24 protein-coding genes are annotated in these 23,881 nt (G+C 68.3%); 13 read left to right on the top strand and 11 right to left on the bottom strand.

Translation table 11 applies throughout. The annotated features are described in order from the left end of the window. The first annotated feature begins 75 nt into the window (after positions 1–75). Entirely contained in the window at positions 76–723 is a 648-nt protein-coding gene (locus QM693_RS13925; protein ID WP_283331108.1) for a hypothetical protein, read from the top strand. Positions 724–729: 6 nt separating this feature from the next. Here QM693_RS13925 and QM693_RS13920 read toward each other — a convergent pair whose 3' ends face one another. Beyond that, complete coding sequence (locus QM693_RS13920; RefSeq protein ID WP_283331107.1) at positions 730–1,965, bottom strand: type II toxin-antitoxin system HipA family toxin; 1,236 nt, start codon at positions 1,963–1,965, stop codon at positions 730–732. Further along, entirely contained in the window at positions 1,965–2,213 is a 249-nt protein-coding gene (locus tag QM693_RS13915) for a helix-turn-helix transcriptional regulator (RefSeq protein WP_009474594.1), read from the bottom strand. The genes QM693_RS13920 and QM693_RS13915 overlap by 1 nt, the downstream gene beginning before the upstream one ends. Before the next feature lie 198 nt (positions 2,214–2,411). On the opposite strand from QM693_RS13915, the gene QM693_RS13910 reads away from it, so the two are divergent. Beyond that, on the top strand, positions 2,412–3,182 hold the full coding sequence (locus QM693_RS13910; RefSeq protein WP_283331106.1) for a deoxyribonuclease IV: 771 nt from the start codon (positions 2,412–2,414) through the stop codon (positions 3,180–3,182). Here QM693_RS13910 and QM693_RS13905 read toward each other — a convergent pair. Continuing rightward, a complete protein-coding gene (locus tag QM693_RS13905) occupies positions 3,179–4,642 on the bottom strand; it encodes a SulP family inorganic anion transporter (RefSeq protein ID WP_283331105.1) in 1,464 nt (487 codons plus the stop codon). The genes QM693_RS13910 and QM693_RS13905 overlap by 4 nt on opposite strands. 98 nt (positions 4,643–4,740) lie before the next feature. Between QM693_RS13905 and QM693_RS13900 the strand changes: the two genes are divergently transcribed. From QM693_RS13900 to QM693_RS13890, 3 genes are read left to right on the top strand one after another with little or no spacing between them, the layout of a single operon-like run. Beyond that, positions 4,741–5,529, top strand: coding sequence for an amino acid ABC transporter substrate-binding protein (locus QM693_RS13900; RefSeq protein WP_283352613.1), 789 nt, complete (start codon positions 4,741–4,743; stop codon positions 5,527–5,529). 10 nt (positions 5,530–5,539) lie between these two features. Further along, a complete protein-coding gene (locus QM693_RS13895) occupies positions 5,540–6,208 on the top strand; it encodes an amino acid ABC transporter permease (protein WP_009474599.1) in 669 nt (222 codons plus the stop codon). Continuing rightward, positions 6,205–6,966, top strand: a complete 762-nt coding sequence (locus QM693_RS13890) for an amino acid ABC transporter ATP-binding protein (RefSeq protein ID WP_283331103.1) — start codon at positions 6,205–6,207, stop codon at positions 6,964–6,966. Before QM693_RS13895 ends, QM693_RS13890 begins: the two co-directional genes overlap by 4 nt. 4 nt (positions 6,967–6,970) lie before the next feature. On the opposite strand, the gene QM693_RS13885 is transcribed toward QM693_RS13890, so the two are convergent. Next, positions 6,971–7,465: a GNAT family N-acetyltransferase gene (locus tag QM693_RS13885; RefSeq protein ID WP_061044573.1), complete on the bottom strand. Its 495-nt coding sequence runs from the start codon at positions 7,463–7,465 to the stop codon at positions 6,971–6,973. A 119-nt stretch (positions 7,466–7,584) separates the two neighbouring features. On the opposite strand from QM693_RS13885, the gene QM693_RS13880 reads away from it, so the two are divergent. Continuing rightward, positions 7,585–8,832, top strand: coding sequence for a lipase family protein (locus tag QM693_RS13880; RefSeq protein WP_283352612.1), 1,248 nt, complete (start codon positions 7,585–7,587; stop codon positions 8,830–8,832). 3 nt (positions 8,833–8,835) lie between these two features. On the opposite strand, the gene QM693_RS13875 is transcribed toward QM693_RS13880, so the two are convergent. From QM693_RS13875 to QM693_RS13865, 3 genes are read right to left on the bottom strand one after another with little or no spacing between them, the layout of a single operon-like run. Next, the gene (locus tag QM693_RS13875) at positions 8,836–9,687 is read right to left on the bottom strand and encodes a patatin-like phospholipase family protein (protein ID WP_283331100.1); all 852 of its coding nucleotides are present in this window, start codon (positions 9,685–9,687) and stop codon (positions 8,836–8,838) included. A gap of 17 nt (positions 9,688–9,704) precedes the next feature. Beyond that, entirely contained in the window at positions 9,705–11,504 is a 1,800-nt protein-coding gene (locus QM693_RS13870; RefSeq protein WP_283331099.1) for an AMP-dependent synthetase/ligase, read from the bottom strand. Continuing rightward, entirely contained in the window at positions 11,497–12,021 is a 525-nt protein-coding gene (locus QM693_RS13865; RefSeq protein WP_105418891.1) for a MarR family winged helix-turn-helix transcriptional regulator, read from the bottom strand. The genes QM693_RS13870 and QM693_RS13865 overlap by 8 nt, the downstream gene beginning before the upstream one ends. A gap of 190 nt (positions 12,022–12,211) precedes the next feature. On the opposite strand from QM693_RS13865, the gene QM693_RS13860 reads away from it, so the two are divergent. Both QM693_RS13860 and QM693_RS13855 read left to right on the top strand, forming a co-directional pair. Then, positions 12,212–12,715 (top strand): GNAT family N-acetyltransferase, encoded by a 504-nt coding sequence (locus QM693_RS13860; protein WP_283352611.1) that lies wholly within the window; start codon positions 12,212–12,214, stop codon positions 12,713–12,715. Positions 12,716–12,782: 67 nt separating this feature from the next. After that, a complete protein-coding gene (locus QM693_RS13855) occupies positions 12,783–13,211 on the top strand; it encodes an antibiotic biosynthesis monooxygenase (protein WP_280779974.1) in 429 nt (142 codons plus the stop codon). Here QM693_RS13855 and QM693_RS13850 read toward each other — a convergent pair. Next, positions 13,157–13,672, bottom strand: a complete 516-nt coding sequence (locus tag QM693_RS13850) for an SRPBCC family protein (RefSeq protein WP_280779973.1) — start codon at positions 13,670–13,672, stop codon at positions 13,157–13,159. The two genes, QM693_RS13855 and QM693_RS13850, sit on opposite strands and share 55 nt — an antisense overlap. Positions 13,673–13,800: 128 nt before the next feature. On the opposite strand from QM693_RS13850, the gene QM693_RS13845 reads away from it, so the two are divergent. From QM693_RS13845 to QM693_RS13825, 5 genes are read left to right on the top strand one after another with little or no spacing between them, the layout of a single operon-like run. Continuing rightward, positions 13,801–15,129: an SWIM zinc finger family protein gene (locus QM693_RS13845; protein WP_283352610.1), complete on the top strand. Its 1,329-nt coding sequence runs from the start codon at positions 13,801–13,803 to the stop codon at positions 15,127–15,129. Next, positions 15,126–16,601, top strand: a complete 1,476-nt coding sequence (locus QM693_RS13840) for a DUF5691 domain-containing protein (protein WP_283352609.1) — start codon at positions 15,126–15,128, stop codon at positions 16,599–16,601. The genes QM693_RS13845 and QM693_RS13840 overlap by 4 nt, the downstream gene beginning before the upstream one ends. Then, entirely contained in the window at positions 16,598–17,701 is a 1,104-nt protein-coding gene (locus tag QM693_RS13835) for an ATP-binding protein (RefSeq protein WP_283331094.1), read from the top strand. Before QM693_RS13840 ends, QM693_RS13835 begins: the two co-directional genes overlap by 4 nt. Beyond that, positions 17,698–19,866 (top strand): DUF5682 family protein, encoded by a 2,169-nt coding sequence (locus tag QM693_RS13830; RefSeq protein WP_283352608.1) that lies wholly within the window; start codon positions 17,698–17,700, stop codon positions 19,864–19,866. Before QM693_RS13835 ends, QM693_RS13830 begins: the two co-directional genes overlap by 4 nt. Continuing rightward, on the top strand, positions 19,863–21,023 hold the full coding sequence (locus tag QM693_RS13825) for a VWA domain-containing protein (protein ID WP_283352607.1): 1,161 nt from the start codon (positions 19,863–19,865) through the stop codon (positions 21,021–21,023). The genes QM693_RS13830 and QM693_RS13825 overlap by 4 nt, the downstream gene beginning before the upstream one ends. Positions 21,024–21,030: 7 nt before the next feature. Here the strand turns inward: QM693_RS13825 and QM693_RS13820 are convergent, their stop codons facing one another. From QM693_RS13820 to QM693_RS13810, 3 genes are all read right to left on the bottom strand, one after another. Continuing rightward, entirely contained in the window at positions 21,031–21,234 is a 204-nt protein-coding gene (locus QM693_RS13820) for a hypothetical protein (RefSeq protein ID WP_005252231.1), read from the bottom strand. A 184-nt stretch (positions 21,235–21,418) separates the two neighbouring features. Beyond that, a complete protein-coding gene (locus QM693_RS13815; RefSeq protein ID WP_283352606.1) occupies positions 21,419–22,546 on the bottom strand; it encodes an acyl-CoA dehydrogenase family protein in 1,128 nt (375 codons plus the stop codon). A 9-nt stretch (positions 22,547–22,555) separates the two neighbouring features. Next, a complete protein-coding gene (locus QM693_RS13810) occupies positions 22,556–23,731 on the bottom strand; it encodes an acyl-CoA dehydrogenase family protein (RefSeq protein ID WP_280779966.1) in 1,176 nt (391 codons plus the stop codon). Positions 23,732–23,881: the final 150 nt, after the last annotated feature.

Here is a 23,881-nt window from a genome sequence, read left to right as displayed (position 1 = left end):
GGTCACCACTGTCCCAGAATTTCGTCCGACGCGCCGCGACCACTCGGGGCGGGGTGCGGTTCTAGGCTCTCCCTCATGACCTTCACGGTGCGTGCGGTGCTTCTGTTCGCGACGGCGTTGGTGGTGGCCGGTTGCGGTCGCGCAGCCGACGGATCCCCCGAGACCGGCGCCGTCGCGGGGCCCGCGACCACTCCGACCGTGACGACCGCACCGAAGACCACCGCACCGAAGACGACCACCACCACCAGCCCGACCACGACGACGTCGTCGCGCCCCACCACCACCACGACGACGACCACCACGAACACCCAGGCCCAGGCAGACCCGGAGACGTTTGCGGGCACCGCGGCGGGGAGCTACTACTTCACGACACCGAGCACCAAGTTCCACTGTGCGATCCTCACCGGCGGCGACGTCCCGACCGCCGGCTGTCACGGGCCGATGCCGGCGTCGGCGCCGAAGGTTCCGGGCGCGGGCGCGTCCGGCAGCCCGGTGACGCCCAACGCGATCGAGGTCGCCGGTGGCCGCCCCGGTCAGTTCGCCAGCGCCGGCGACCCCCGGTACTACCCGCTCGACCGATCTGCCGCCCCCGCACTGTCGTACGGCACCGCGTTACACGTGAACGACCTGACGTGCCTCGTCGACGAGACGTCCGGGGTCACGTGCCGTAGCGACGCGGGCCACGGATTCACGCTCTCGGACAGCGCGTTTCGAGTGTGGTGAGCCGGCTCAGCCCAGTTCGTCCGAGCGCCGTTCCATCAGCGTGCGCAGCTGGGCATTCTCTTTCGCGGTGAAGCCGATCGTCTCGATCTCCGCGATGCCGCGCCCGATGCCCTTGCGGATGCCGTCGAGCATTCTCGTGACCGCGCGTTCGGGGACACCGAGCCGGCCACCGGATTCGACGAAGTGCCTGCGGTTCAGCTTGTTCGCCTTGCCGTAGAAGTCGAGAGCCATCGGGTCGCGCCATCCGAGGTACGGCTGGGTGCACAGCAGGTCGTAGGCAGGTGTGACGCTCCACAACCCCGATTCGGCGAGCTGCACCGAGAAGTTCTTTCCGTGCAGGTCGCCGTTGCCGATCGCGTACGAATAGGCCACCAGCCGAAGCAGTTCCAGGGTGGCCACCCGGGCCGAACCGCCGCCGCGCTCACACACGCCGGCGAGTGCGGTGATCACGCTCTCGGTCTTCAGCCGGTACTTGGCGGCGGGGAACATCCCCATCACCTGGCACGCATCCTCCTGCGGTGTGCGGATGACGCGGCCGGACGAATCGACCCGCCGGTCGAATCGGGCGACGAGCAGACCGGCATTGCCCTTCCCGTCGCGCACCAGCTGGTGGTCGGCGACGGGCAACCCGCACTGCGCGGCGAGGCCCATGAAGAAGTGCTCGTTCTCGACCAACTGCGGATACCCCTGCGGTGGTGAAAGTTTGAGGATGGCAGGACCCTTCTCGGTGGCGATCGGCGTCGAGTACATCTGCGCCGACACCTTCGCCTGCACACCGGGTAGCGAGGTGGGGTCCAGTTTCACCGCCTCGTGCCCCGACATGTGCTCGAACAACGCCCGCAGGTCCTGGCGCTCGACCGCGTCGGGGTCGAACACCGGTGCGGTCTCGGGCGGCGGCACCCCCGCGGGTAGCACGCGCACGTCGCCGATCGTGTCGGCCCCGACCGCCATCAGGATCGTGAGGTGATCGTCTTCGGACGTCTTGGTGGCCGCCACCGCGCCCCGCAGCCGGATCCCTTCCGGGAGGAGACCCGCGAAGAACGGTGGGACGCTGCCCCCACTCGCGCGCACCTCGGTCGACGACGTGGGGATCGTCCACGCGATCTGCGGGGCGCCGGGGTCCTGCAGGTACGTGGCGTCGTAGCGGAAGACGACGTCGCCGCCCTCCCGCACGAGACTGCCCGCGAGGCGCTCGCCCTTGTAGACGTCGGCCCGGTCGATGTTGCTGAGGTTCTCGACCATCAGGACGCCACCTCCACGCCCGAGCGGGTGACGAGCGCCAGGCGGCATCCCATGGCGTCCGCGACGGCGTCGACGAGATCCAGTTGCACCGTCCCCCGACCCGATTCGATCGACTGCACGCTGGACCTCGACACCCCGGCCAGGTCGGCCAGCTCCGCCTGCGTCAGCCCGAGCTGGTGTCGCCGCGCCACGAACCCGTCGGCGACCCCGCCGGTCTCGGTTCGCTCGCGGCGGCGTGGGGTTGCCATGAAGCCTCCCTGCTCGGTGCAATGCTTGTCGACGGATGCTTAACGCCAGTGTGCGCCGATTTCGTCTCGAAGTCCATACCTATGACTGCGATCGCAAGCTTAAGGTGCGAGAAGAACGCAAAATGAATGCCCTCCGGCTTTAAGCATGCGATCACAAGCACAAGGCACCTCGTCACACCCACCCCCTACCCTGGATACATGCGCATAGGAGCACACGTCCGCCAGGACGAAGATCCGATCGGATACGGCGAACGGCTCGGCGCCGACGTCATCCAGATGTTCCTCACGGACCCGCAGAAGTGGGACAAACCGCCGACGCATCCGCGGACCGACGAGATCCGGAACAGTCCCATCGACGTCGTCGTGCACTCGTCGTACGTGATCAACGTGGCCAGCCTCAACAATCGACTCCGCATGCCGTCCCGCAACGCCGTCGCGCAGCAGGCGCAGGCCGCCGCCGACATCGGCGCGTTCGGGCTGGTGGTCCACGGCGGGCACGTCCGCGACGGCGAGGACGTGAACGCAGGGATCGTCAACTGGCGCAAACTCTTCGAACGCCAGGCCGACAAGGGCGGATTCCCGGTCCCCATCCTGATCGAGAACACGGCGGGCGGCGACTTCGCGATGGCACGGCACTTCGACGCCATCGACCGGCTGTGGCAGGAGGTCGGCGATTTCGGCGCCGGATTCTGCCTCGACACCTGTCACGCGTGGGCGGGCGGCGAGGAACTGGTCGGTGTCGTCGAACGCATCAAGGCCATCACCGGACGCATCGACCTGGTGCACCTCAACAACTCCCGCGACGAGTTCAACTCGGCCCGCGACCGGCACGCCAACCTCGCCGACGGAACCATCGACGCCGAACTGCTCGCCGAGGTCGTGCGCACCGTCGATGCGCCGGTCGTCCTCGAGACGCCGTCGGAGGGGCTGGCCGAGGACCTCGCGTACCTGCGGGAAACCGCGGGTTAGTCGCCCAGCCGGCCGGTCAGCCTGCGGTACCGCTCCTCGCTGACCGGGTTCAGGCCCTCCACGGTGACGTCGGTGCCGCGGCTCGCGTACTTGGTGGTGATGCCGTCGAGCGCGGCCACGGTGGACGCGTCCCAGATGGTGGCGCCCGACAGATCGATCACGACGCGGCCGGGGTCGTCGGCGTAGTCGAACGAGAACACGAGGTCGTTGGACGAGGCGAAGAAGAGTTGACCGCTCACCCGGTACGTCTTCACGTCGCCGTCGAGTTCGCCGCGCACGTCCACCATGTGGGCCACCCGGCGCGCGAACAGAACCATCGCCACCAGCACGCCGACACCCACACCGATCGCGAGGTTGTCGGTGGCGAGGGTGCCCGCCACGGTGCTGAGCATCACCATCGTCTCGCTCAGCGGCATCCGCCGGAGCGTGCGGACGCTGTGCCAGTCGAAGGTCGTGGCGGCCACCAGCACCATCACGGCGACGAGCGCCGCCATCGGAATGGTCCCCACCACGTCGCCGAGCCCGACCACGAGAATCAGCAGAAATGCACCGGACAGAAACGTCGACAACCGGGTTCGCGCGCCACCGGTCTTGACGTTGATGATGGTCTGCCCGATCAGTGCGCACCCGCCCATGCCGCCGAAGAGTCCGGTCACGATGTTCGCGACGCCCTGGCCCCACGACTCCCGCGTCTTGTCCGAGTGCGTATCGGTGACGGAGTCCACGAGTTTGGCGCTCATCAACGATTCGAGCAGTCCGACGACGGCCATCGCCAGCGCGAACGGCGCGATGATCTGCAGGGTGTCGGCCGTGAGAGGAACGTCCGGCAGCCCGATCAGAGTCGGCAGCCCGTCGGGCAGTTCACCCTGGTCTCCGACGGTGGGCACCGCGACACCGGCGAGGACGGTGAACGCGGTGAGACCGACGATCACCAGCAGCGGGGCGGGCACCGCCGTGGTCAGCTTCGGGATCCACACGAGCAGCGCCAGCCCGGCGGCGAGCAGCGCGTACACCGCCCACGGCACATCCGTCAGATACGGGAACTGGTGCACGAAGATGAGGATTCCCAGCGCGTTGCAGAACCCCACCATCACGCTGCGAGGCAGGAACCGCATGAGCCGCGCCACCCCGAGGAGGGCGAGGAGGATCTGCATCGCACCGCCGAGGAAGACGGCCGCAATGAGGTACTGCAAACCGTGTGACGCCATGAGCGGGGCCAGCACCAGCGACACCGAACCGGTGGCCGCGGAGATCATCGCGGGACGGCCACCGGTGAACGCGATGGTCATCGCCATGATCGCGGCGGTGAACAAGCCCACCCGCGGATCGACCCCCACGATGATGGAGAACGACAACGCCTCCGGGATGAGGGCCATCGCCACGACGAGCGCGGACAACGACTCGATACGAAACACCGTCGGATGCAGCCACACCGGCCGTCGGAGAGCGAGAGAGGGCACGGCGAGACAATCCTTCTTCCTGAGGGGACTCGGAAGATCCTATCCGGGTAGCGTTCGACCAGTACGGTTAGCTGATCCGCCGACAGAGGAGGAACCCCGTGCGACGCACACTTCCGGCCGTCCTGATCACCGTCCTGACCGCGCTGTCGATGGCGGGGTGTGGGAACTCCGACTCGGGGCCGGTCATCGACCAGGTTCGCGAGGCCGGGGTACTGAAAGTCGGCACCGAGGGCACGTACACACCGTTCAGCTACCAGGGCCCCGACGGTCAGCTCACCGGGTACGACGTGGATGTCATCCGCGCGGTCGGTGACAAACTCGGCGTCTCCGTCGAGTTCACGCAGACACCGTGGGACTCGATCTTCGCGGGCCTCGAAGCGAAACGCTACGACCTCGTCGCCAACCAGGTGACCGTCAACGACGAACGCACCCAGAAGTACGACCTGTCGACGCCGTACACCTACTCCGAGGGTGTGATCGTCACCCGCGCCGACGACAACTCGATCACCTCGCTCGCCGACCTGAACGGCAAGACGACGGCGCAGTCCGCGACGAGCAACTGGGCGCAGGTCGCCAGGGAAGCGGGCGCGAACGTCGAATCCGTCGAGGGGTTCGTGCAGGCCATCACCCTGCTCAAGGACGGTCGCGTCGACGCCACCGTCAACGACAATCTGGCCGTCGCCGAATACCAGAAGCAGACGAACGACACCGGTGTGAAAGTGGCTGCCGAAACCGGTGACACGAGCGAGCAGGCGTTCGCGGCCCGCAAGGACAGCGGTCTGATGCCCGACATCGACAAGGCCCTGGACGAACTACGCGCCGACGGAACGCTCGCCCAGATCTCGCAGAAGTACTTCGGCACCGACGTCTCGGCACCGACCAACTGAGAGCCTGCCTGTGGACGACGCAACAGTCCAGCTGATCCTGGACAACCTGTGGCCGATGCTGAAGGCCACGGTCACCATGACGATTCCGCTGACGATCATCAGCTTCACCATCGGGCTCGTCATCGCGTTGCTGGTGGCGCTCGCCCGGATCTCGTCGATCAGACCGCTGTCGGTGATCGCCCGCTTCTACGTGTCCATCATCCGCGGCACGCCTCTCCTGGTGCAGCTGTTCATCGTGTTCTACGCGCTGCCCCAGTTCGGCGTGGTTCTCGACCCCTTCCCGGCGGCCGTGATCGCGTTCAGCCTCAACGTCGGCGGGTACGCCGCCGAGGTGATCCGGTCGGCGATCCTGTCGATCCCCAAGGGCCAGTGGGAAGCCGCGCAGACCATCGGGATGGGGTACACCACCACACTGCAGCGGATCGTGCTGCCGCAGGCCGCACGGGTCGCGGTGCCGCCGCTGTCCAACACATTGATCTCGCTGGTGAAGGACACCTCGCTGGCATCGACGATCCTGGTGACCGAACTGCTGCGCGTCGCCCAGCTCGCCGCCGCACCGACGTTCGACTTCTTCGCCCTCTACAGCGTCGCCGCCCTGTACTACTGGGTGATCTGCATCTTCCTGTCGGCCGTCCAGGGCCGGCTCGAAGCCCGACTCGACAGGTATGTGGCCAAATGACCGACACCCCTCCCCTGCTTCAGGTATCCGGCGTCGAGAAGTCGTTCGGCGAGCATCACGTCCTGCGCGACATCAGCTTCGACGTGGGGGCCGGAACGGTGACCGTCATCATCGGGCCGTCGGGGTCCGGCAAGACGACGGTGTTGCGCACCCTCAACGCTCTGGACGTGGCGGACCGCGGGACGATCTCCATCGGCGACGTGTCCGTGGACTTCGGCGCCAAGGTGGACCGGTCGACGCTGGCCACGTTCCGCGGGCAGAGTGGCATGGTGTTCCAGGCCCACAACCTGTTTCCGCACAAGACGGTGGTCCAGAACGTCACCGAGGGGCCGATCGTGGTGCAGAAACGCCCCAAGGACGAGGCGCGCGCGGACGCGATGCGGTTGCTCACCCAGGTCGGCCTGGCGGAGAAGGCGGACCAGTACCCGTATCAGCTGTCGGGTGGTCAGCAGCAGAGGGTCGGTATCGCCCGGGCGCTCGCGCTGAAACCGAAACTGATGTTGTTCGACGAGCCCACGTCCGCACTCGACCCCGAACTGGTCGGCGAGGTGTTGCGGGTGATCCGGGATCTCGCGACCGAGGGCTGGACGATGGTGATCGTCACCCATGAGATCCGGTTCGCGCAGCAGGTGGCCGATCAGGTGTTGTTCGTCGACAACGGTGTCGTACTCGAACGCGGCACACCGAGAGACGTACTCGCCAACCCGACCGGGCCGAGACTGCGCCAGTTCCTGCACCGTATCCTCGACCCGCTGTGAACGGTCAGCGCAGGGATTTCTCCATGAGCACGACGCTCGGCCATTCCACGTCGAAGTCCCTGCGACCCACCAGGAAGAATCCCTGCTCCTCGTAGTAGTCGCGTAGCCGGGCGTTGGTTTCGACGCACTCGAGCCGGACGACGGACGCGTCCTCGGAGCGGGCGTGCTCGTCGACCCACCGGAGCAACTGGGCGCCGAGTCCCGCGCTGGCGTGCCGGCGGTCTGTCATGACCCGGGCCACGTAGGCGGCCGGTATGTCGTCCTCGGTCCACACGTCGGGGTCGGACCGCAGCACCCGCAGCGCGCCCACCACGATGCCCGCGAACAGCGCGACACGCCATTCCCCGAACTCGATCTGTTCACGAACGTCGGCGAGCGACACCTCACCCCGGGCGGGTGCGTCGAGTTCCCTGGCCAGGATCCAATCCTCAGCGTCCCAGTGCATCTGAACGATGTCTTCAGCCTGCTCGAGTACTGCCCGCTCCACGGTGACCGCCATGCACACACAGTAACCACCCCGCGACGAAAACAAACCACCGCTGTACCCGTGTCGATCTGCGATGATGTGACTGGAGTTACAGTTACATTCTGGGACAGTTACCTCAGGCGGTGGTAGCGATGAAGCTGTTTCGTGCAGTGGTCCTGATGACACTCTCCACCTGCGCGGCCGCGTTCGTCTGCGCCCATCCCCCACGTGTGTCCGCCCAGCCCCTGGGCACCGAATCCATTCTCCCGTCCCCCATTCCGGACGACGACTTCTTCGCGTGGCCGCCGAACGTCGCGGAGTTCGACGCCGGTGAGATCATCCGCTCGCGGGAAGTGACGCTCCGGGCGTTCCCGAACACGCTGGTGCCGCACCGGGCTCACCAGATCATGGTGCGTTCCAACGATTCCAAGGACCGTCCCGTGCCGGTGACCGCGACGGTCCTGGTGCCGACCGCGGCGTGGACGGCGCCGGAACCGAGACCGGTGGTCGCCTACAACATGCCCATCGACTCCCTGGGCGCCCGGTGCACCCCGTCCTACAAGATGGTGCACGACTGGCAGACCCTGGACCTGGACATCCCACCGGTGCTGTCGCTGTTCCTCGCGAAGAACTACGCGGTGCTCGTGCCCGACCACGAGGGACCGCGGATGGCGTACAGCGCGGGACGAATGGCGGGTCATGCCGTGCTCGACAGCATCCGCGGCATGAAGCGTCTGCCCGGTCTCGGGCTCTCGGACAGTCCGGTCGTCGCGACGGGTTACAGCGGTGGTGCGATCGCCACCGGCTGGGCGGCGCAACTGCAACCGTCGTACGCGCCGGACGTCGAACTCGCCGGCGCCGCCGCGGGCGGCATCCCCGCCGATTTCGGTTTGCTGCGCAGGACGATGAACGGCCAGCTCGGTTCGGGTCTGTACCTGTCCGCCGTCCTCGGGCTCGCCCGCGAGTATCCGGAAATGCTGACACTGGCGAATCCGCTCGGCGTGCTGCTGGCGACGTCCCCACTGAAGGACCAGTGCATCCTGGCCCTCGCACCCGCCGGGATCGCGTTGCTTCCCGCCGAACTGTTCGCGGCCGTACCCGACCCGTTCGGCAATCCCACGGCCCGAACGGTGGTCGCCGAAAACAGGATGGGCGCGCTCACCCCGGCCACGCCGGTGCTGCTGTATCACGGGTCGTCGCGGGTGTTCCTCGGCGACGAATGGATTCCGGAGGAGGGGGTGATCGCGCTGCAGCAGGAGTGGTGCCGCGGTGGCGGCGACGTCACCTACGCCCCGCAGTTCGGCGAGCACCTCACCGCGGCCGTGTTCGCGCTGCCCGAGGTGGTGCGCTGGATCGACGAGCGACTGGCCGGGGTGCCTGCGGCCGCGGGATGCCGCTGACGGTTATCCGTGCACGTGCGGCAACAGCAGATCGGCCTGACCGACCTGGACGACCCGCGCCTCGTCGAGCCACTTCGCGGTCTGCTCCCGTGCCCGCGTGATCAGCTCGTCGGCGTCGCCGAAGTCGGCGGGACTCGTGTCCAGTGGGCACAGCGGGGGCACCACCCGGATGTCGGCGGCACTCTCGTACCGTTCGATGTCGAGGGCGAGCCGCTGATTGATCGCGAGGGTCACACCGAGCAAACCCATGCCCAGGGCACTTCCGGGGACCTTCGAGAGGGTGCACGCATATCCGGTCGGGAGTACCCACACGGTCGTGGCCCCCAATTCGATTGCATGGGAGATGGGCGTGTTGTTGACGACCCCGCCGTCCATCAGCGCCCGGCCGTCGATCACCACGGGTGGGAGGATGCCGGGCAGCGCCGCGCTGGCGGTGACGGCGTCGACGGCCGGCCCCGTGGACAGCCGGACGTCCTTGCCGGTCAGCACGTCGGCGGCGATGACGTGCAGCGGGATCGGCGCGTCCTCCATCCGTTCGAACCGCAGATTCTGCTCCAGCAGCCTCCGGATGGCGCGGTTGGACACCAGATGGTTCCGGAGGCCGACGAAACCGGTGAATCCGGTGAGCAATCCGGTGGGGAACACCGCACTGCGGGTGAGACCACGCCACAGGTCGGCGAGTGCACGCAGATCTGCGTCGGAGGAGCCGCCGGCGAGCCAGGCACCGTTGAGCGCGCCGACGGACGTGCCGACGATGAGGTCCGGCCGAATTCCCCTGCCGATCAGGGTCTGCAACATGCCGACCTCGATGGCACCGAGGCTCGCCCCACCCGACAGAACGAAAGCTGTTGTCATGCAGCCACCGTAACGGGTCAGCCCCGCCGGTACAGGCTCGCGATGTCGTCGGCGAAGCGCTCGGTCACCACGGGACGCTTGATCTTCAGGGTGGCGGTCAGCTCTCCGTCGGCCTCCGTGAGGTCGCGGCCGAGGACGACGAACCGTTTGATCGACTCCGTGTGCGAGACGGTGGTGTTCGCGTCGTCCACCGCGTCCTGCAGGTCCCCGCGCAGCTCCTCGTCGTCGCGCAGGTCCGCCACCGTAGCGTCGGACGGCTTGCCGTGCGCGGACTTCCACTTGTCGAATTCCTGCGGATCGACCGTCAGCAGGGCACCGATGAACGGGCGGCCGTCGCCCACCACGACCGCCTGCGAGACGAGGGTGTGCGAGCGCAGCCGGTCTTCGAGGGGCCCCGGCGACACATTCTTGCCGCCGGCGGTGATCAGCAGATCCTTCTTGCGGCCGGTGATGGTGAGGTAGCCCTCGTCGTCCAGGTCGCCGAGATCGCCGGTGCGGAACCAGCCGTCGTCCAGCACGTCCCGGGTGGCGTGTTCGTTTCGCCAGTAGCCGCCGAACACGACGCCGCCGCGCAGTTCGATCTCACCGTCTGCGGCGATGCGCACGCTGTTGCCGTCCAGGGGCTGACCGACCGTCCCGATCTTCTGAGCGCCGGGGACGTTCACGCAGTGCGCGGCAGTCGATTCGGTGAGACCATAGCCCTCGTAGACCGGAACTCCCATGCCGCGGAAGAAGTGACCGAGCCTCGGGATGAGGGCCCCGCCACCGGAGATCGCCCACCAGCAGTCGCCGCCCAGGGCGGCACGGAGTTTCGCGTAGACGAGTTTGTCGGCGAGCGCACGCTCGAGCCGGAGTCGCAGCGACGGACCGCCCGTGTCCTGGGCCTCGCTGTACGCCACCGCTGTGGTCTCGGCGAAGTCGAAGATCCGTTTCTGCAGGCCGCCCGCCGACGCCGCCTTGCGCGCCGCACCGTCCCGCACCTTCTCGAACACGCGGGGTACACCGAGAATGGTGTTGGGCCGGAAACGTTCGAATTCGCCCGTGACCGTGCCGAAGTCGGACCAGTGTGCCTGCGTCGCGCCGGCCTCGAACATCGCCAGCGACACCGCGCGCGCCAGCACGTGCGCCAGCGGAAGGAACGTCAGGACGCGGTTGCCGGGCCGGGCGACGTCACCGATCGGTGCCGCGAGCAACGCCCGCACCTCCGACAGGAAGTTCCGGTGGGTGAGGGTGCAGCCCTTGGGACGGCCCGTGGTCCCGGACGTGTACACGAGCGAGGCGAGATCGTTGGCGGTCAGCGCCACCACCCGTTTGAACACCTCGGAATCGTCGATCGACAACCCGTCCTTGATGAGCGTGCCCACCGCGTCCTCGTCGATGGTGAGGATGCGCTTCAGCGTGTAGGGGATGCCGTCACCCTCGAAACTCGACGCGTGGGCCGGAGTCTCCACGAGCGCGGCGACCGCCCCTGAATCCTCGATGATCCACCGGATCTGGTCGTGCGAGGACGAGTCGTAGATCGGGACGGACGCGGCGCCGGCCGCCCAGATCGCGTAGTCGAGCAGCGACCATTCGAATCTCGTCGACGACAGCAGTGCCACACGGTCGCCGGGCTGGACACCGTTGGCGATCAAACCCTTCGCGACCCCGATGACGAGCGCGCCGAAGTCCTTGGCCGTCACGTCGACCCACCCACCGGACTCGGGACGTGTGTACATCACCCGATCCGGATGGCTCTCGGCGTGCGCGAACACCCTCAGCACGGCGTTCTCGTGGTCGGAGACGGTGAACGTCGGGGCGCTGGTGTACTCACGCACGGGTGTCGTCTCCGATGCTGTCGTGGTCTGTGTCGCCGCCCTGGCGGAATTTCCGGAGGTGCCGGGCGAACGCGGCGATTTCACTGTCCGACCACGTGGCCACCCGGTCGCGGACTTCCTCCACGCGGCGTGCGTCGGCGCCGGCCAGCACCGCGACGCCGCCGTCGGTGAGGCTCAACGGATGACCGCTGCGGAGCGGTCCCGGCTCGGCGTGCACCCACCCCTCGTCGATGCAGCCCCGGAGTTGACGCGACACGGTGGAGCGGTGCACGCCGAATGCGTCCGAGATCTGGGTGGCCCGGCATCCCGGATTGCGGGCGACGAAGGAGAGCAGCGAATGTTGAGCGAACGTCGGGGATCCGACGGGAGGACGGTCATCGGCAACCAGTTGACGGACGAGGCGGACGAGTTCGTCATGGACGGCCACCACGCCCGACGCGGGCGTTTCCTCCGGCTCGACCTCGTTGTGTTGCACACCGCAACTGTATCCGACCACTCTGGCCTCGACCACCCGCACCCCGATTCCCTTTGTCCTTCGCTCGACTCACGTTCTGCCCATACTGCTATCGATCGTTCGGAAATTCATTCGGCCCGAATCGTCACACGGTCACAATTGGAGAACGCTTTCCGTCCACCGCTACCGGCCGGACAACGGGCGCCGTCAGAAATCCGTTGCGGCCGCGGGCCCGTCGATACACTCTGTCCGCATGCTGATCAGACGCGAGAATCCGGGCGATATCGCCGCGGTGGCGGAGGTGCACCGGCAGGCCTTCGACGGCGACACTCCCCTCGAGGTCGGCCTCGTGACCCGATTGAGGTCGGGCGACGCGTGGATTCCGCAGCTGTCCCTCGTCGCCGAACTGGCCGGGTCCGTCGCCGGCCACGTGTGCCTGACCCGCGCGACCGTCGACTCCACGGACGTACTCGCGCTCGGCCCGATCGGCGTGCTCCCCGACCTCCAGCGCGACGGCGTGGGTTCGGCACTGATGCACGCCGCACTCGGCGGCGCCGACGCCAGGGACGAACCCCTGGTGGCACTGCTCGGTCACCTCGACTACTACCCGCGGTTCGGCTTCGTCTCCGGAACGTCGGTCGGGATCGAGCCGGACCAGCCCTCGTGGTCGTCCCACTTCCAGGTCCGCCGGCTCGCACGCTGGAATCCGAGCATCACCGGCACGTTCAGGTACGCCGCGCCCTTCTACGACCTGTGACGTCGTAACCGCTGGTAGTTTGAGGTGGCACGTGTCACGGGGGTGAGCGGAACCGAGGTAGGAAACGATGGAGCACGCGGCCGAGGGCGCCGGAACAGCCGGGCCGGTGGATGCGTCCGTCACGACGACCATCGTCCGCCGGGTCCTTCCCGGCTGCGACGAGGAGTTCGCCGACTGGATCCAGACCGGACTCGGGCTGGCCCGGCTGTTTCCCGGATTCCTCGGCGGAGGATGGCTGAAGGAGAGCAGCACCTCCGATGTCTGCGTGATCGTGCTGAAGTTCGAAACCCAAGCCGCGCTGGACAACTGGTTGACATCGTCGCTGCGGAACGGATGGCTGAGGACCGGCGGGAACATCGCGGTCGAGGAGCCGGACGAGCCGGCATCCGACGTGGAGAGCCTGTTCGAACGCCCTCGACGCCGGACCGTCGCCGGCCACGGTCAGGCGGACTCCCCGGGGATCTGCGCACCCGACGGCATCCCCTCCCCCAAATAGGTCTGATAAAACGGGCGCCAGTCCGCGGACGCATCTCCACGGTGACCGGGCGCGTCGGAGCCGTCGAGGTGCCGGTCGAGGTCGGCGAGGCAGACACTCCACCCGGCGGCGTTCCTGGCTGCCGTGTTGCGGACCTCGAGAACGTTGACGAGCGTCAGGGCGCACCCGTCCGCGGTCGGCTCGACCTCGAAGTGGATCTCGTCCCCGCCCCACGTGAACGCGAGCGTGCACGGGGCGCCGTAGACGAGGACCGTCCCCGTCTCGGGGTCGCTGTGCGGTTCCGGGAGGAACTCGATGTCGCCGCCGGCGTAGGTGTCGAGGCGGACCCGTGACGGAAACCAGTGCGCGAGCTCGTCCGGCTCCGACACGGCCTCCCACAGCCTCTGGACGGGGAACGGGTACGTGCACCGGAACCGCACGGCGGGACGACCCTTGAACTCGAAATACCTTCCGTGGATCACCGGCCCACTCCCTCGCTGTCGTACCTGACGACAGCTTGACACGGGAGACCGACGTCCACACCGAAGTTGGCCGACAATTCCGAGCACCCTCCTCCCTTCCTGTCGGACAACTCCCCTACGGTGGCGGAGTGACGTCGCCTTGGTCGGAGGGACAGGTCGCATCGGTCGCCCCCGATGCCGGCTCGCTCGCTGCCGCCGCAAAGCTGTCGGCCGCGTGGTCGGAGACGGGCAGCAACGGTGGCGCGCTCTGGGGACTGTGCCAGGGCAGCGGCAAGAGCCCCTATCGATCGGTCGTCGATCTCTCCGGGCCGGCGTACAACTGCTCGTGCCCGAGCCGGAAATTTCCCTGCAAACACACGCTCGGATTGTTGCTGATCTGGTCGCACGGCCGGGTCCCGGAGCAATCCGAACCGCCGCCGTTCGCGGCGGAGTGGCTGAGCCGCAGGGCGGGGCGGGCAGCCGCGCCGGCGGCTGCGGCCACCACGACGGCCGGTGCGAAGGCCACCGAACGCCGGACCGAGCGGGTGGCGGCGGGCCTCGACGAACTCGACCTGTGGCTCACCGACCAGATCCGCGGCGGGCTCGGCGCAGCCGACATCTCGGCATCCGCGTTCGACGCCATCGCCGCCCGCATGGTCGACGCGCAGGCGCCCGGCGTCGCGTCCGCCCTGCGTCGCCTGCCGATCGTCGTGGCCACCCGCGCCGACTGGCCGGACCGGCTGCTCCGCGAGTACGCCAGGCTGCACCTCCTCGTCGTCGCCCATCGCCGTCTGAGCGAACTACCGGAACCACTGCAGGCGTCGGTGCGCTCGCACGTGGGGTACCCCGTGGCAACCGACAGCGTGCGCGGCGAGCCGGGAGTCCGTGACCGGTGGATGGTCCTGGGAATGCAGACCACCGAGGAGAAGCGCCTCTTCACCCGCAAGGTGTGGCTGATCGGCCGCAACCACGGTCGCCGCGCCATCCTCCTGGACTTCGCGCACGGCTCCGCGAACTTCTCGACAGTGGTCCCGCCGCTCGGTTCGCTCGTCGACGCCACCGTGCACTTCTACCCCGGCGCCGCGCCGCTGCGCGCCCAGTTCGGCGACGCCCACGAGACCCCCGAACCATTCACCACCGTCGCACCGAGCGACATCGACACCGCTCTCGACCACTTCGCCGCCGCGGTCGGCGCCGACCCGTGGGTCCGCTCGTGGCCGGCGCTGCTCACCGGCGTCACCCCGGCAATCGACGACGGGCACTGGTTTCTCGTCGACGCGGAGGGGCGCGCGCTGCCGCTGTCCGGCGAAGACCCGGTCCTGTGGCGGCTCCTCGGAATGTCCGGCGGCCGTCCCGTCACCGTGTTCGGGGAGTGGACCAGCGAATCGCTGGTTCCCGTCTCGGTGTTCGATCGCGGCGACGTGTACCCGCTCGGGCCCGGCACGCCCTCGCCCGCGGCGGCGGGGAGCCGGCGATGAGCGAACTCCTGTCCGCCGCCCTGCTCGGCACGGCACGGTCCACCCCCTCGTTCGAGGATCTGGCCACCGGCGAACTGACGCAAGCGGTCAGCGGTGATCCGGCGGAGACCCTGCTGGGCGCCGCCGCGCTCGAGAACGCATACCGCGACGGCGGGGTCGCCGCCTCCGCGCGCGTGCTGCCCGCCCCCGCCGAGGACGATCCGCGGCTGCAGTTGCCGCCCGCGTCCGCGTCGCACCTGATGCAGTTGCTCGCAGCCAAGTCGTGGACGCTCACCGAGTGGTTCGCGGTCGTGGCCGAGCGGAATTACCGCGCGCCGGATCATCTCGTCGCCGACCTGATGGCTGTGGCCCGCACCAACGACGCCCACCGCGAGAGCATCCTCCGACTGGTGGGCCCCCGCGGCCAGTGGCTCGCCGCGCAGAACCCGGACTGGTCGATGCTGGTCCGCCGATCCGATCGCACCGACGTGTGGACGCACGGCGCACACCAGGAACGACTGCAATGGCTCACGGCGATGCGGGCGGTGAACCCGGCGATCGCGATGACCGAACTGAGCCGCACCTGGGATTCCGAACGGGGCGAGCACCGGGCGGCGTTCATCGCCGTTCTGGGAACGGGGCTGAGTGATGCCGACTCCGCATTGCTCGAGCACGCACTCGACGACCGGCGGAAAGAAGTGCGCCAGCAGGCGGTCCAGTTGCTGCGCCAGCTGCCGAACTCCGCATACGCCGAGCGGATGGCCGCTCGCGCCCGGGCATGGGTGCGCGTGGAGAAGAAGCCGCTGCGCACCCGTCTCGTGGTGAACATGCCCGGCTCCCTGGACGATTCGGCCCGTCGCGACGGCATCGAGGACGTCCATTTCAAGAACAAGGGAATCCGCAGCTGGTGGTTGCGGATGGTGGTCACCGCCGCCCCCTTGTCGGTGTGGGAAGGCATGATCGGCTCCGCCTCCACCGCGTTGGAGATTCGGATCGAAGACCAGTGGCGGGAGGTGATGATGGAGGCGTGGACCACCGCGACCGTGCTGCAGCGCAATCCGCGCTGGGCGTCGGCTCTGCTACACCGGGAGGGACGGACAACCGAACGGCGCGTCGTGCCGATCGTCCCCGCCCGCGAACGCCTCGCATACATCCTGTCGGGTCGCGCCGACTCCTACCTGCTGGGCGTCGACGGCGCCGCCCTGTTCGACGGTCTGCCCCACCCCTGGCCGCTCGACCTGGCCGAGCGGGTGATCGCTCGCCTCGAGGACGTCGCCGGGCGGCACGCCGAGACCGGCAAGGATCTGGGGCAGTTCTCCCGGCACAGCCACTACTCGACCCTCCGCAGCGCCGAGACGCATTTCCCGTTCGCTGCGGCGCCGCTTCTCCGAGCAGCCGCCGAACGCACCCGTGATCCCGGCTGGCACCAGGCATTCGCCACTGTCGCCACCAACATCGACCACCGCAGAACAGTCCTGAAGGAGCTCGAGTGACCGAGATCGCGGCCGCCCAGGCCGACCTGCTACGACCCCACGCCGAGCAGGCCTACGCCGACGAACTCGCCGCCCTCGCCGCGCACGACACCCGGCCCCGGCCACCGTCGTGGAAATTGTCTCCGTGGGCGGTCGTGACGTACCTGCTCGGCGGCGAACTCGACGACGGCACCGTCATCACCCCCAAGTACGTCGGTCCCCGCCGACTCATCGAAGTGGCCGTCGCGACGCTCGCGACCGACCGCGCGCTGCTTCTGCTCGGCGTCCCCGGCACCGCCAAGACGTGGGTGTCCGAACACCTGTCGGCGGCGGTCTCCGGCGAGTCGACCCTGCTCGTCCAGGGAACGTCGGGGACGCCGGAGGAGGCCATCCGGTACGGCTGGAACTACGCGCGGCTTCTCGCCGAGGGCCCGACAGCGGGTGCACTCGTTCCGTCCCCCGTCATGACGGCCATGCAGGGCGGGCGAATCGCACGGGTCGAGGAACTCACCCGCATTCCCGCCGATGTGCAGGACGCGCTCATCACCGTGCTGTCGGAGAAGACGCTGCCCATCCCCGAACTGGGCACCGAGGTGCAGGCCGCCAAGGGTTTCAACCTGATCGCCACCGCGAACGACCGCGACCGCGGGGTCAACGAACTGTCCTCCGCTCTGCGCAGACGGTTCAACACGGTGGTCCTGCCGCTGCCCGCCGACGAGGAGGACGAAGTCGCCATCGTCGCGCGGCGCGTCGAGCAACTCGGGTCCTCGCTGGAACTGCCGGAGATTCCGGCGACCGTCGACGAGATCCGGCGCGTGGTCACCGTGTTCCGCGAACTCCGGTCGGGCGTCACCGGCGACGGCCGTACCAAGCTGAAGTCGCCGTCCGGAACGCTGTCCACGGCGGAGGCGATCTCCGTCGTCACCAACGGACTCGCCCTCGCCGCGCACTTCGGCGACGGGGTGCTCCGCCCGTCCGACGTCGCCGCCGGCATTCTCGGGTCCGTGCTGAAGGACCCGGTGGCCGACAAGGTCGTGTGGATCGAATACCTCGAGGCCGTGGTCCGCGAACGGGAGGACTGGGCCGACTTCTACCGGGCGTGCCGCGAGGTCACCGGGTGAACTCCGACGTCCGTGTCTTCGGCATCCGCCACCACGGGCCCGGTTCGGCACGATCGGTGCGGCGCGCGCTCGACGAATTCGTCCCCGACGCCGTCCTGATCGAAGGGCCCGCGGACGCCGATCCGCTGGTCGCGTTGACCGCCTCCGACACCATGGAACCTCCGGTGGCCCTGCTCGCGTATGCCACCGGGGAGCCCCGGACGGCGGCGTTCTGGCCGTTCGCCGTGTTCTCCCCGGAGTGGCAGGCGCTGTCGTGGGCGGCCGGGCGCGGCGTCGACGTCCGCTTCTGCGACCTTCCCGCCGCCAATACCCTCGCCGCAGACGACGCCGAGCCCCGTACCGAGGATCCGCTGACCCAGTTGGCCGCTGCGGCGGGCTACGACGACACCGAACGCTGGTGGGACGCCGTCATCGAATCGGGTTCGGGTCCCGACTCGTTCGACGCGATCACCGAGGCCATGACCGCTCTGCGGGACACCGTCGAACTCGACGAGCCCACCAGCAGGCGCGAGGCGTACATGCGCCAGACGCTGCGGAAGGTGATCAAGGGCGGCGCCCAGCGGATCGCGGTGGTGTGCGGCGCCTGGCACGCCCCGGCACTCGCCGGTCCTCTGGGTCCGGCCACCGCGGACGCGCGAATCCTCAAGGGAATCCCCAAGATCAAGACCTCGCTGACGTGGGTGCCGTGGACGCATTCACGACTGTCCGCGGCGTCGGGATACGGCGCCGGGATCACCTCCCCCGGTTGGTATCACCACCTGTTCACCGCACCGGACCGCACGATCACCCGATGGCTCACGAAGGTCGCGCGGGTGCTGCGGGACGAGGACCTTCCGGTATCGAGTGCGCATGTCATCGAATCCGTCCGTCTCGCAGACACGTTGGCGGCGATGCGTGCGCGGCCGCTGGCCGGTCTCTCCGAGGTCACCGAGGCCACCCGCGCCGTGATGTGCGACGGCGACGACGTCCTGCTCGACCTCATCACACGGCGACTCGTCGTCGGCGAGGCACTCGGCGCCGTCCCGGAGAACACCCCGACGGTTCCCCTCGACGCCGACCTGCGGGCGCGGGCGAAGACGCTGCGCCTCAAGCAGCAGGCCACCGAGAAGACCATCGACCTCGACCTGCGCCGAGACAACGACGTCGCGCGGTCCCGGCTCCTGCACCGCCTGCAGATCCTCGGTGTCGACTGGGGCACGCCGGCCGACAGTGACATCCGCGGCACCGGCACATTCCGTGAGACGTGGTCCCTCACCTGGAAACCCGAACTGGCGGTGTCGATCATCGAGGCGTCGCTGTGGGGCACCACCGTCGAGGCCGCGGCGACAGCGAAGGTGCGTGAGGAGGCGTCGGCCGGTGACGTCTCGCTCGCCCAGCTCACCGGGCTGCTCGAGCAGGCCCTCCTGTCGGATCTCGGCGATGCGCTGGCCGAACTGCTGCGGGCGCTGGAGACGGCGGCCACACTCGACCACGACGTGATGCACCTGATGGATGCCCTGCCCGCGCTCACCCGCACCTTGCGATACGGGGACGTCCGCGGCACCGACGTCTCGTCCCTCACCCGCGTCACCGACAGCCTGCTCGTCCGCATCTGCGCCGGACTGCCCACCGCGATATCGGGTCTGGACGACGACAGCGCACTCGACCTGCGCCGCGCCGTCGATGACGTCCACGCGGCGGTGATGCTGCGCGACGACGATCGTGCGTCGGCGCGGTGGCTCGGCACACTCGCAGGCCTCGTCGACCGCAGCGACGTGAACGGCCTCGTGATCGGGCGCATGGTCCGATTGCTCCGCGACGCAGGCACCGTCAGCGAAACCGAGTCCGCCACCCGACTGTCGCGGGCGCTGTCCGTCGGCGCCGATCCCTCCGCCAAGGCGGGGTGGGTCGACGGCTTCCTCGGCGGCGGAGGGCTGCTGCTGGTCCACGACCGGCAACTGCTGCAACTGCTCGACGGATGGGTGTCGGGGCTGCGCGAGCAGGACTTCGTCGACGTACTGCCACTGCTGCGGCGCACGTTCGGCGGGTTCGAAACCGGGGAACGCCGGGCGATCGGGCAGTCCGTGGAGGGCGGGTCCACCGCCGATGCCCGCGCCGAGGTCGACGCTCGTCGGGGCACGATCGCGATCCGGACCGTCGCGGACATTCTGGGGGTGACGTCGTGACCGAAGACGCGGAGCGGCTACGCCGCTGGCGGCTGCTGCTGGGCAACGCCGCCGAGGAATCCACCGGCGGTCTCGCGTCCAAGGCGGACGCGGCGATGGACGGCGCTCTGGCCGCCCTGTACGACACCAGCAGCGAAGGGACGAAGAGCCGCCGTCGCGGCGCGGGTCTCGGCGGATCGGCGCCGAAGGTCGCGCGCTGGCTCGGCGACATCCGCACCTACTTCCCGAGCAGCGTCGTGCAGGTGATGCAGAAGGACGCCATCGACCGGCTCGGCCTCACCCAGCTGCTCCTCGAACCCGAACTGCTCGACGCCGTCGAACCGGACGTCCACCTCGTCGGCACGCTGCTGAGCCTGAACCGGGTGATGCCCGAGACCAGCAAGGCCACCGCCCGGATGGTCGTCGAGAAGGTGGTCCGGGAGGTGGAGGAACGGATCGCGCAGAAGACCAGGACCGCCGTCACCGGTGCCCTGAACCGGTCGGCCCGCATCACCAACCCCAAGTACCGCGACATCGACTGGAATCGCACGATCCGCGCCAACCTCGCGCACTACCTCCCCGAGTACAAGACGGTGGTGCCGGAGCGGCTGCTGGGATACGGCCGCCGATCGCAGGCCGTGCACCGCGACGTCGTCCTCGCCATCGACCAGTCCGGGTCGATGGCGTCGAGCGTCGTGTACGCGTCCGTGTTCGGCGCGGTCCTCGCCTCGATGCGCGCGCTGAAGACGTCGCTGGTCGTGTTCGACACGGCGGTCGTCGACCTCACCGACAAGCTGTCCGATCCCGTCGACGTGCTGTTCGGCACGCAACTCGGCGGCGGCACCGACATCAACCGGGCCATCGCCTACAGCCAGTCACTGATCGACAGACCGACCGAATCGCTGTTCGTGCTGATCTCGGACCTGTACGAGGGCGGGATCCGCGCGGAGATGCTGCGGCGGATGGCGGCGATGACGAACGCGGGCGTCCAGGTGGTTGTTCTGCTGGCACTGTCCGACGACGGCGCCCCGTCGTTCGATCACGACAACGCCGCGGCCCTCGGGGTGCTCGGCATTCCCGCATTCGCCTGCACCCCGGACAAGTTCCCGGAACTGCTGGCGCTCGCACTCGAACGCGGCGACATCGGCAGGTGGGCGGACGGTCTTCAGACGGAGTGACCGCGGGTCAGCCGGCAGCCATCCGGCGGTCGCTGTGCAGTTCGGGGTGCGCGTCGGCGCGGATCCTGAGCAGGACCAGTCCGGAGACCGAGGCGACGATCAGCGATGCGACCGTCCAGGGAACGTGCAGTTCGGAGATCCCGACTCCCGCACCGACGAGTCCCACGAAAAGCAGGCTCCACATGATCGCTTTGACTGGACCGGACCCCATGGCAATGCTCCTTCACCGAGATTACGTACATCCCCCGTGAGTTCTGGTGTGCGCGCAGAACGTTAGCCGCGTCACACTGGAGTCTCTGTGCGACACGTCGTAAACGCTCTTTCCGATACCAATCCGAGACCTGGACCCGTGAGTACTTATTAACCGCGGGCGGTATAAGTACTCACGGGGGCGGCTAGATGATGCTGATGGTCCCCTGGGTGGTCGCCGACGCGAGCACCCGCAGGTGGTCGTCGGACCCGCCGAGGGTGTGCTCGATGGCCGTCAACCGGCTCACGTAGTGGCCGACCGGATACTCGGCCGTCATGCCGATGCCGCCGTGCATCTGGATCGCTTCCTGCCCGATCGTGCGGGCGGAGCGGCCGATCTGCAGCTTGGCGCGGGAGGCGACCACCGGATCGGCGGCTCCGTCGGCCAGCGACATCGTCGCGTAGAGACTCATGCTGCGAGCCAGTTCCAGCAGCACGTACATGTCGGCCGCACGGTGCGTGAGCGTCTGGAACTTCGCGATCGGGACACCGAACTGCTTGCGGGTCTTCAGGTACTCGGTGGTCAGTCGCAGCGCTTCCTCCATCGCGCCGACGGCCTCCGCACACAGTGCCGCCTGCGCCCGGATCTGCGCGCTCTCGATCGCCGACGATGCGTCGCCGCCCGCACCGAGAGGCTCCGCCGGGGTGTCCGACAGTTCCACCTGCGCGGCCCGCAATCCGTCGTGGGTCGCGTAGGCGGTGCGGGTCAGGCCGCTGGCATCGGCGTCGACGAGGAACAGTCCGACCCCACCGTCCGGGAGTGCCGCCGTGACGACCAGGGTGTTCGCGCTACTGCCGTGCGGAACGGGGTTCTTGGTACCAGTGAGGGTCCACGCGTCGCCGTCCTTCTTCGCGGTCGTGGACACCTGGGTGGACGGCCAGCGCACACCCGGTTCCCGATCGGCGAAGGCCAGCAGGAGATTGCCCTCGGACACGTCCGGCAGAATCCGGCGACGCTGCTCCGTGCTGCCGGACGCAGCGATCAGACCGCCGGGGACGAGCACGGCGTCGAGGACGGGTTCGGGCGCGAGGCGGCGGCCGATCTCGGTCATCACCGACGCGACCTCGACCGGTCCGGCGCCCATTCCGCCGTCTTCCTCGTCGAAGCTCAGGCCCAGCAGTCCCACCTCGGCGAGTTGCTTCCACACCTGCGGGCTCCACCCCTGCTCGGTGTCGGTGACGGCGTTGCGCTTCTCCGCGTCGTAGCTGCGGCCCAGCAGTTCGCGGGTGGTGTCGCGCAGCAGTTTCTGTTCGTCGGTCAGTTCGAAGTCCATGTCACGCCCTCACAATCCGAGGATCGAGGAGGCGATGATGCTGCGCTGCACTTCGCTCGATCCGCTGTAGATGGAAACCTTGCGGTAGTTCAGATACGTCGGAGTCGTCCGCTGCGCCCAGAGCGGCGAGGCGATGCCGTCACCTGCGGCGAAGGGCAGGGAGTCGGGTCCCGCGACGTCGGTCAGCAGTTCGAGTGTGGCCTGCTGCAGTTCGGACCCGCGCAGCTTCAGCAGCGACGACGCCGGGTTCGGCTTGCCGTCGGCCGAACTGGCCACCACCCGCAGCTGGGTGAGTTCGAGCGCGATGATCTCGTTCTCCAGTTCGGCGATCCGGGCGGCGAACAGCGGATCGTCGAGCAGCGTCCCCTCGCCGACCGAGATCTCGGCTGCGCGTTCCTTCGCCTGCGCGAGACGGACTTTGGAAAATCCCAGCCGGGTCACACCGGTGCGCTCGTTGCCGAGCAGGAACTTGGCGTAGCTCCAGCCCTGGTTCTCCTCGCCCACGAGGTTCTCGGCCGGCACGCGCACGTCCTCGAAGAAGATCTCGTTGACCTCGTAGCCGCCGTCGATCAGCTTGATCGGGCGCACCGTGACGCCGGGCGTCTTCATGTCGACGAGGATGAACGAGATGCCGGCCTGCTTCTTGGGGGCGTCCGGGTTGGTGCGGGCAAGGACGAAGATCCAGTCGGCGTGCTGCGCGAGGGTGGTCCACGTCTTCTGGCCGTTGATCACGTAGTCGTCGCCGTCGCGGACGGCGCGGGTCTTCAGCGACGCGAGGTCGGAGCCTGCCTCGGGTTCGGAGAATCCCTGGCACCACCAGATGTCGAGGTTGGCGGTCGGAGGAAGGAACTTCTCCTTCTGCTCCTGCGAACCGAAGGCCGCGATGACGGGGCCGACCATGCTGGTGTTGAACGCGAGCGGCTCGGGTACCGACGCGAGCTGCAGTTCGTCGAGCCAGATGTGCTTCTGCACCGGAGTCCAGTCGCGGCCGCCCCACTCGACCGGCCAGTGCGGCGTCGCGAGCCCGTTGGCGTTCAGAATCCTCTGGGACTCGATGAACCCTTCCTTCCCCACTTCTTCACCACGCGCATACCGCTCGCGGATCTCCGCCGGAATCTGCGTGGTGAAGAACGTTCGCATCTCGTCGCGGAACGCCAGCTCCTCGTCGGTCAAGGCCAGATTCATCGGAATTCCTTCGCACTCGAGGTCGGATTCATGTTCTGTTCCCGACGTTACTCCCTCGTGCGACTCCGCCGCCCGTGAGTACTTGTTAACCGCCGGGGGGCTGTTTCAAATTTCCGGGTCGGGGTCTCCGCGTGCCGCGGCGCCCCGACC

Origin of the sequence: Rhodococcus sp. IEGM 1305, assembly GCF_030058635.1 — a bacterium.
Classification (GTDB): Bacteria; Actinomycetota; Actinomycetes; order Mycobacteriales; family Mycobacteriaceae; genus Rhodococcus_F; species Rhodococcus_F opacus_D.
The sequence above is the reverse complement of the archived record's forward strand: the minus strand, read 5'-3'. Positions and strand labels throughout refer to the sequence as shown.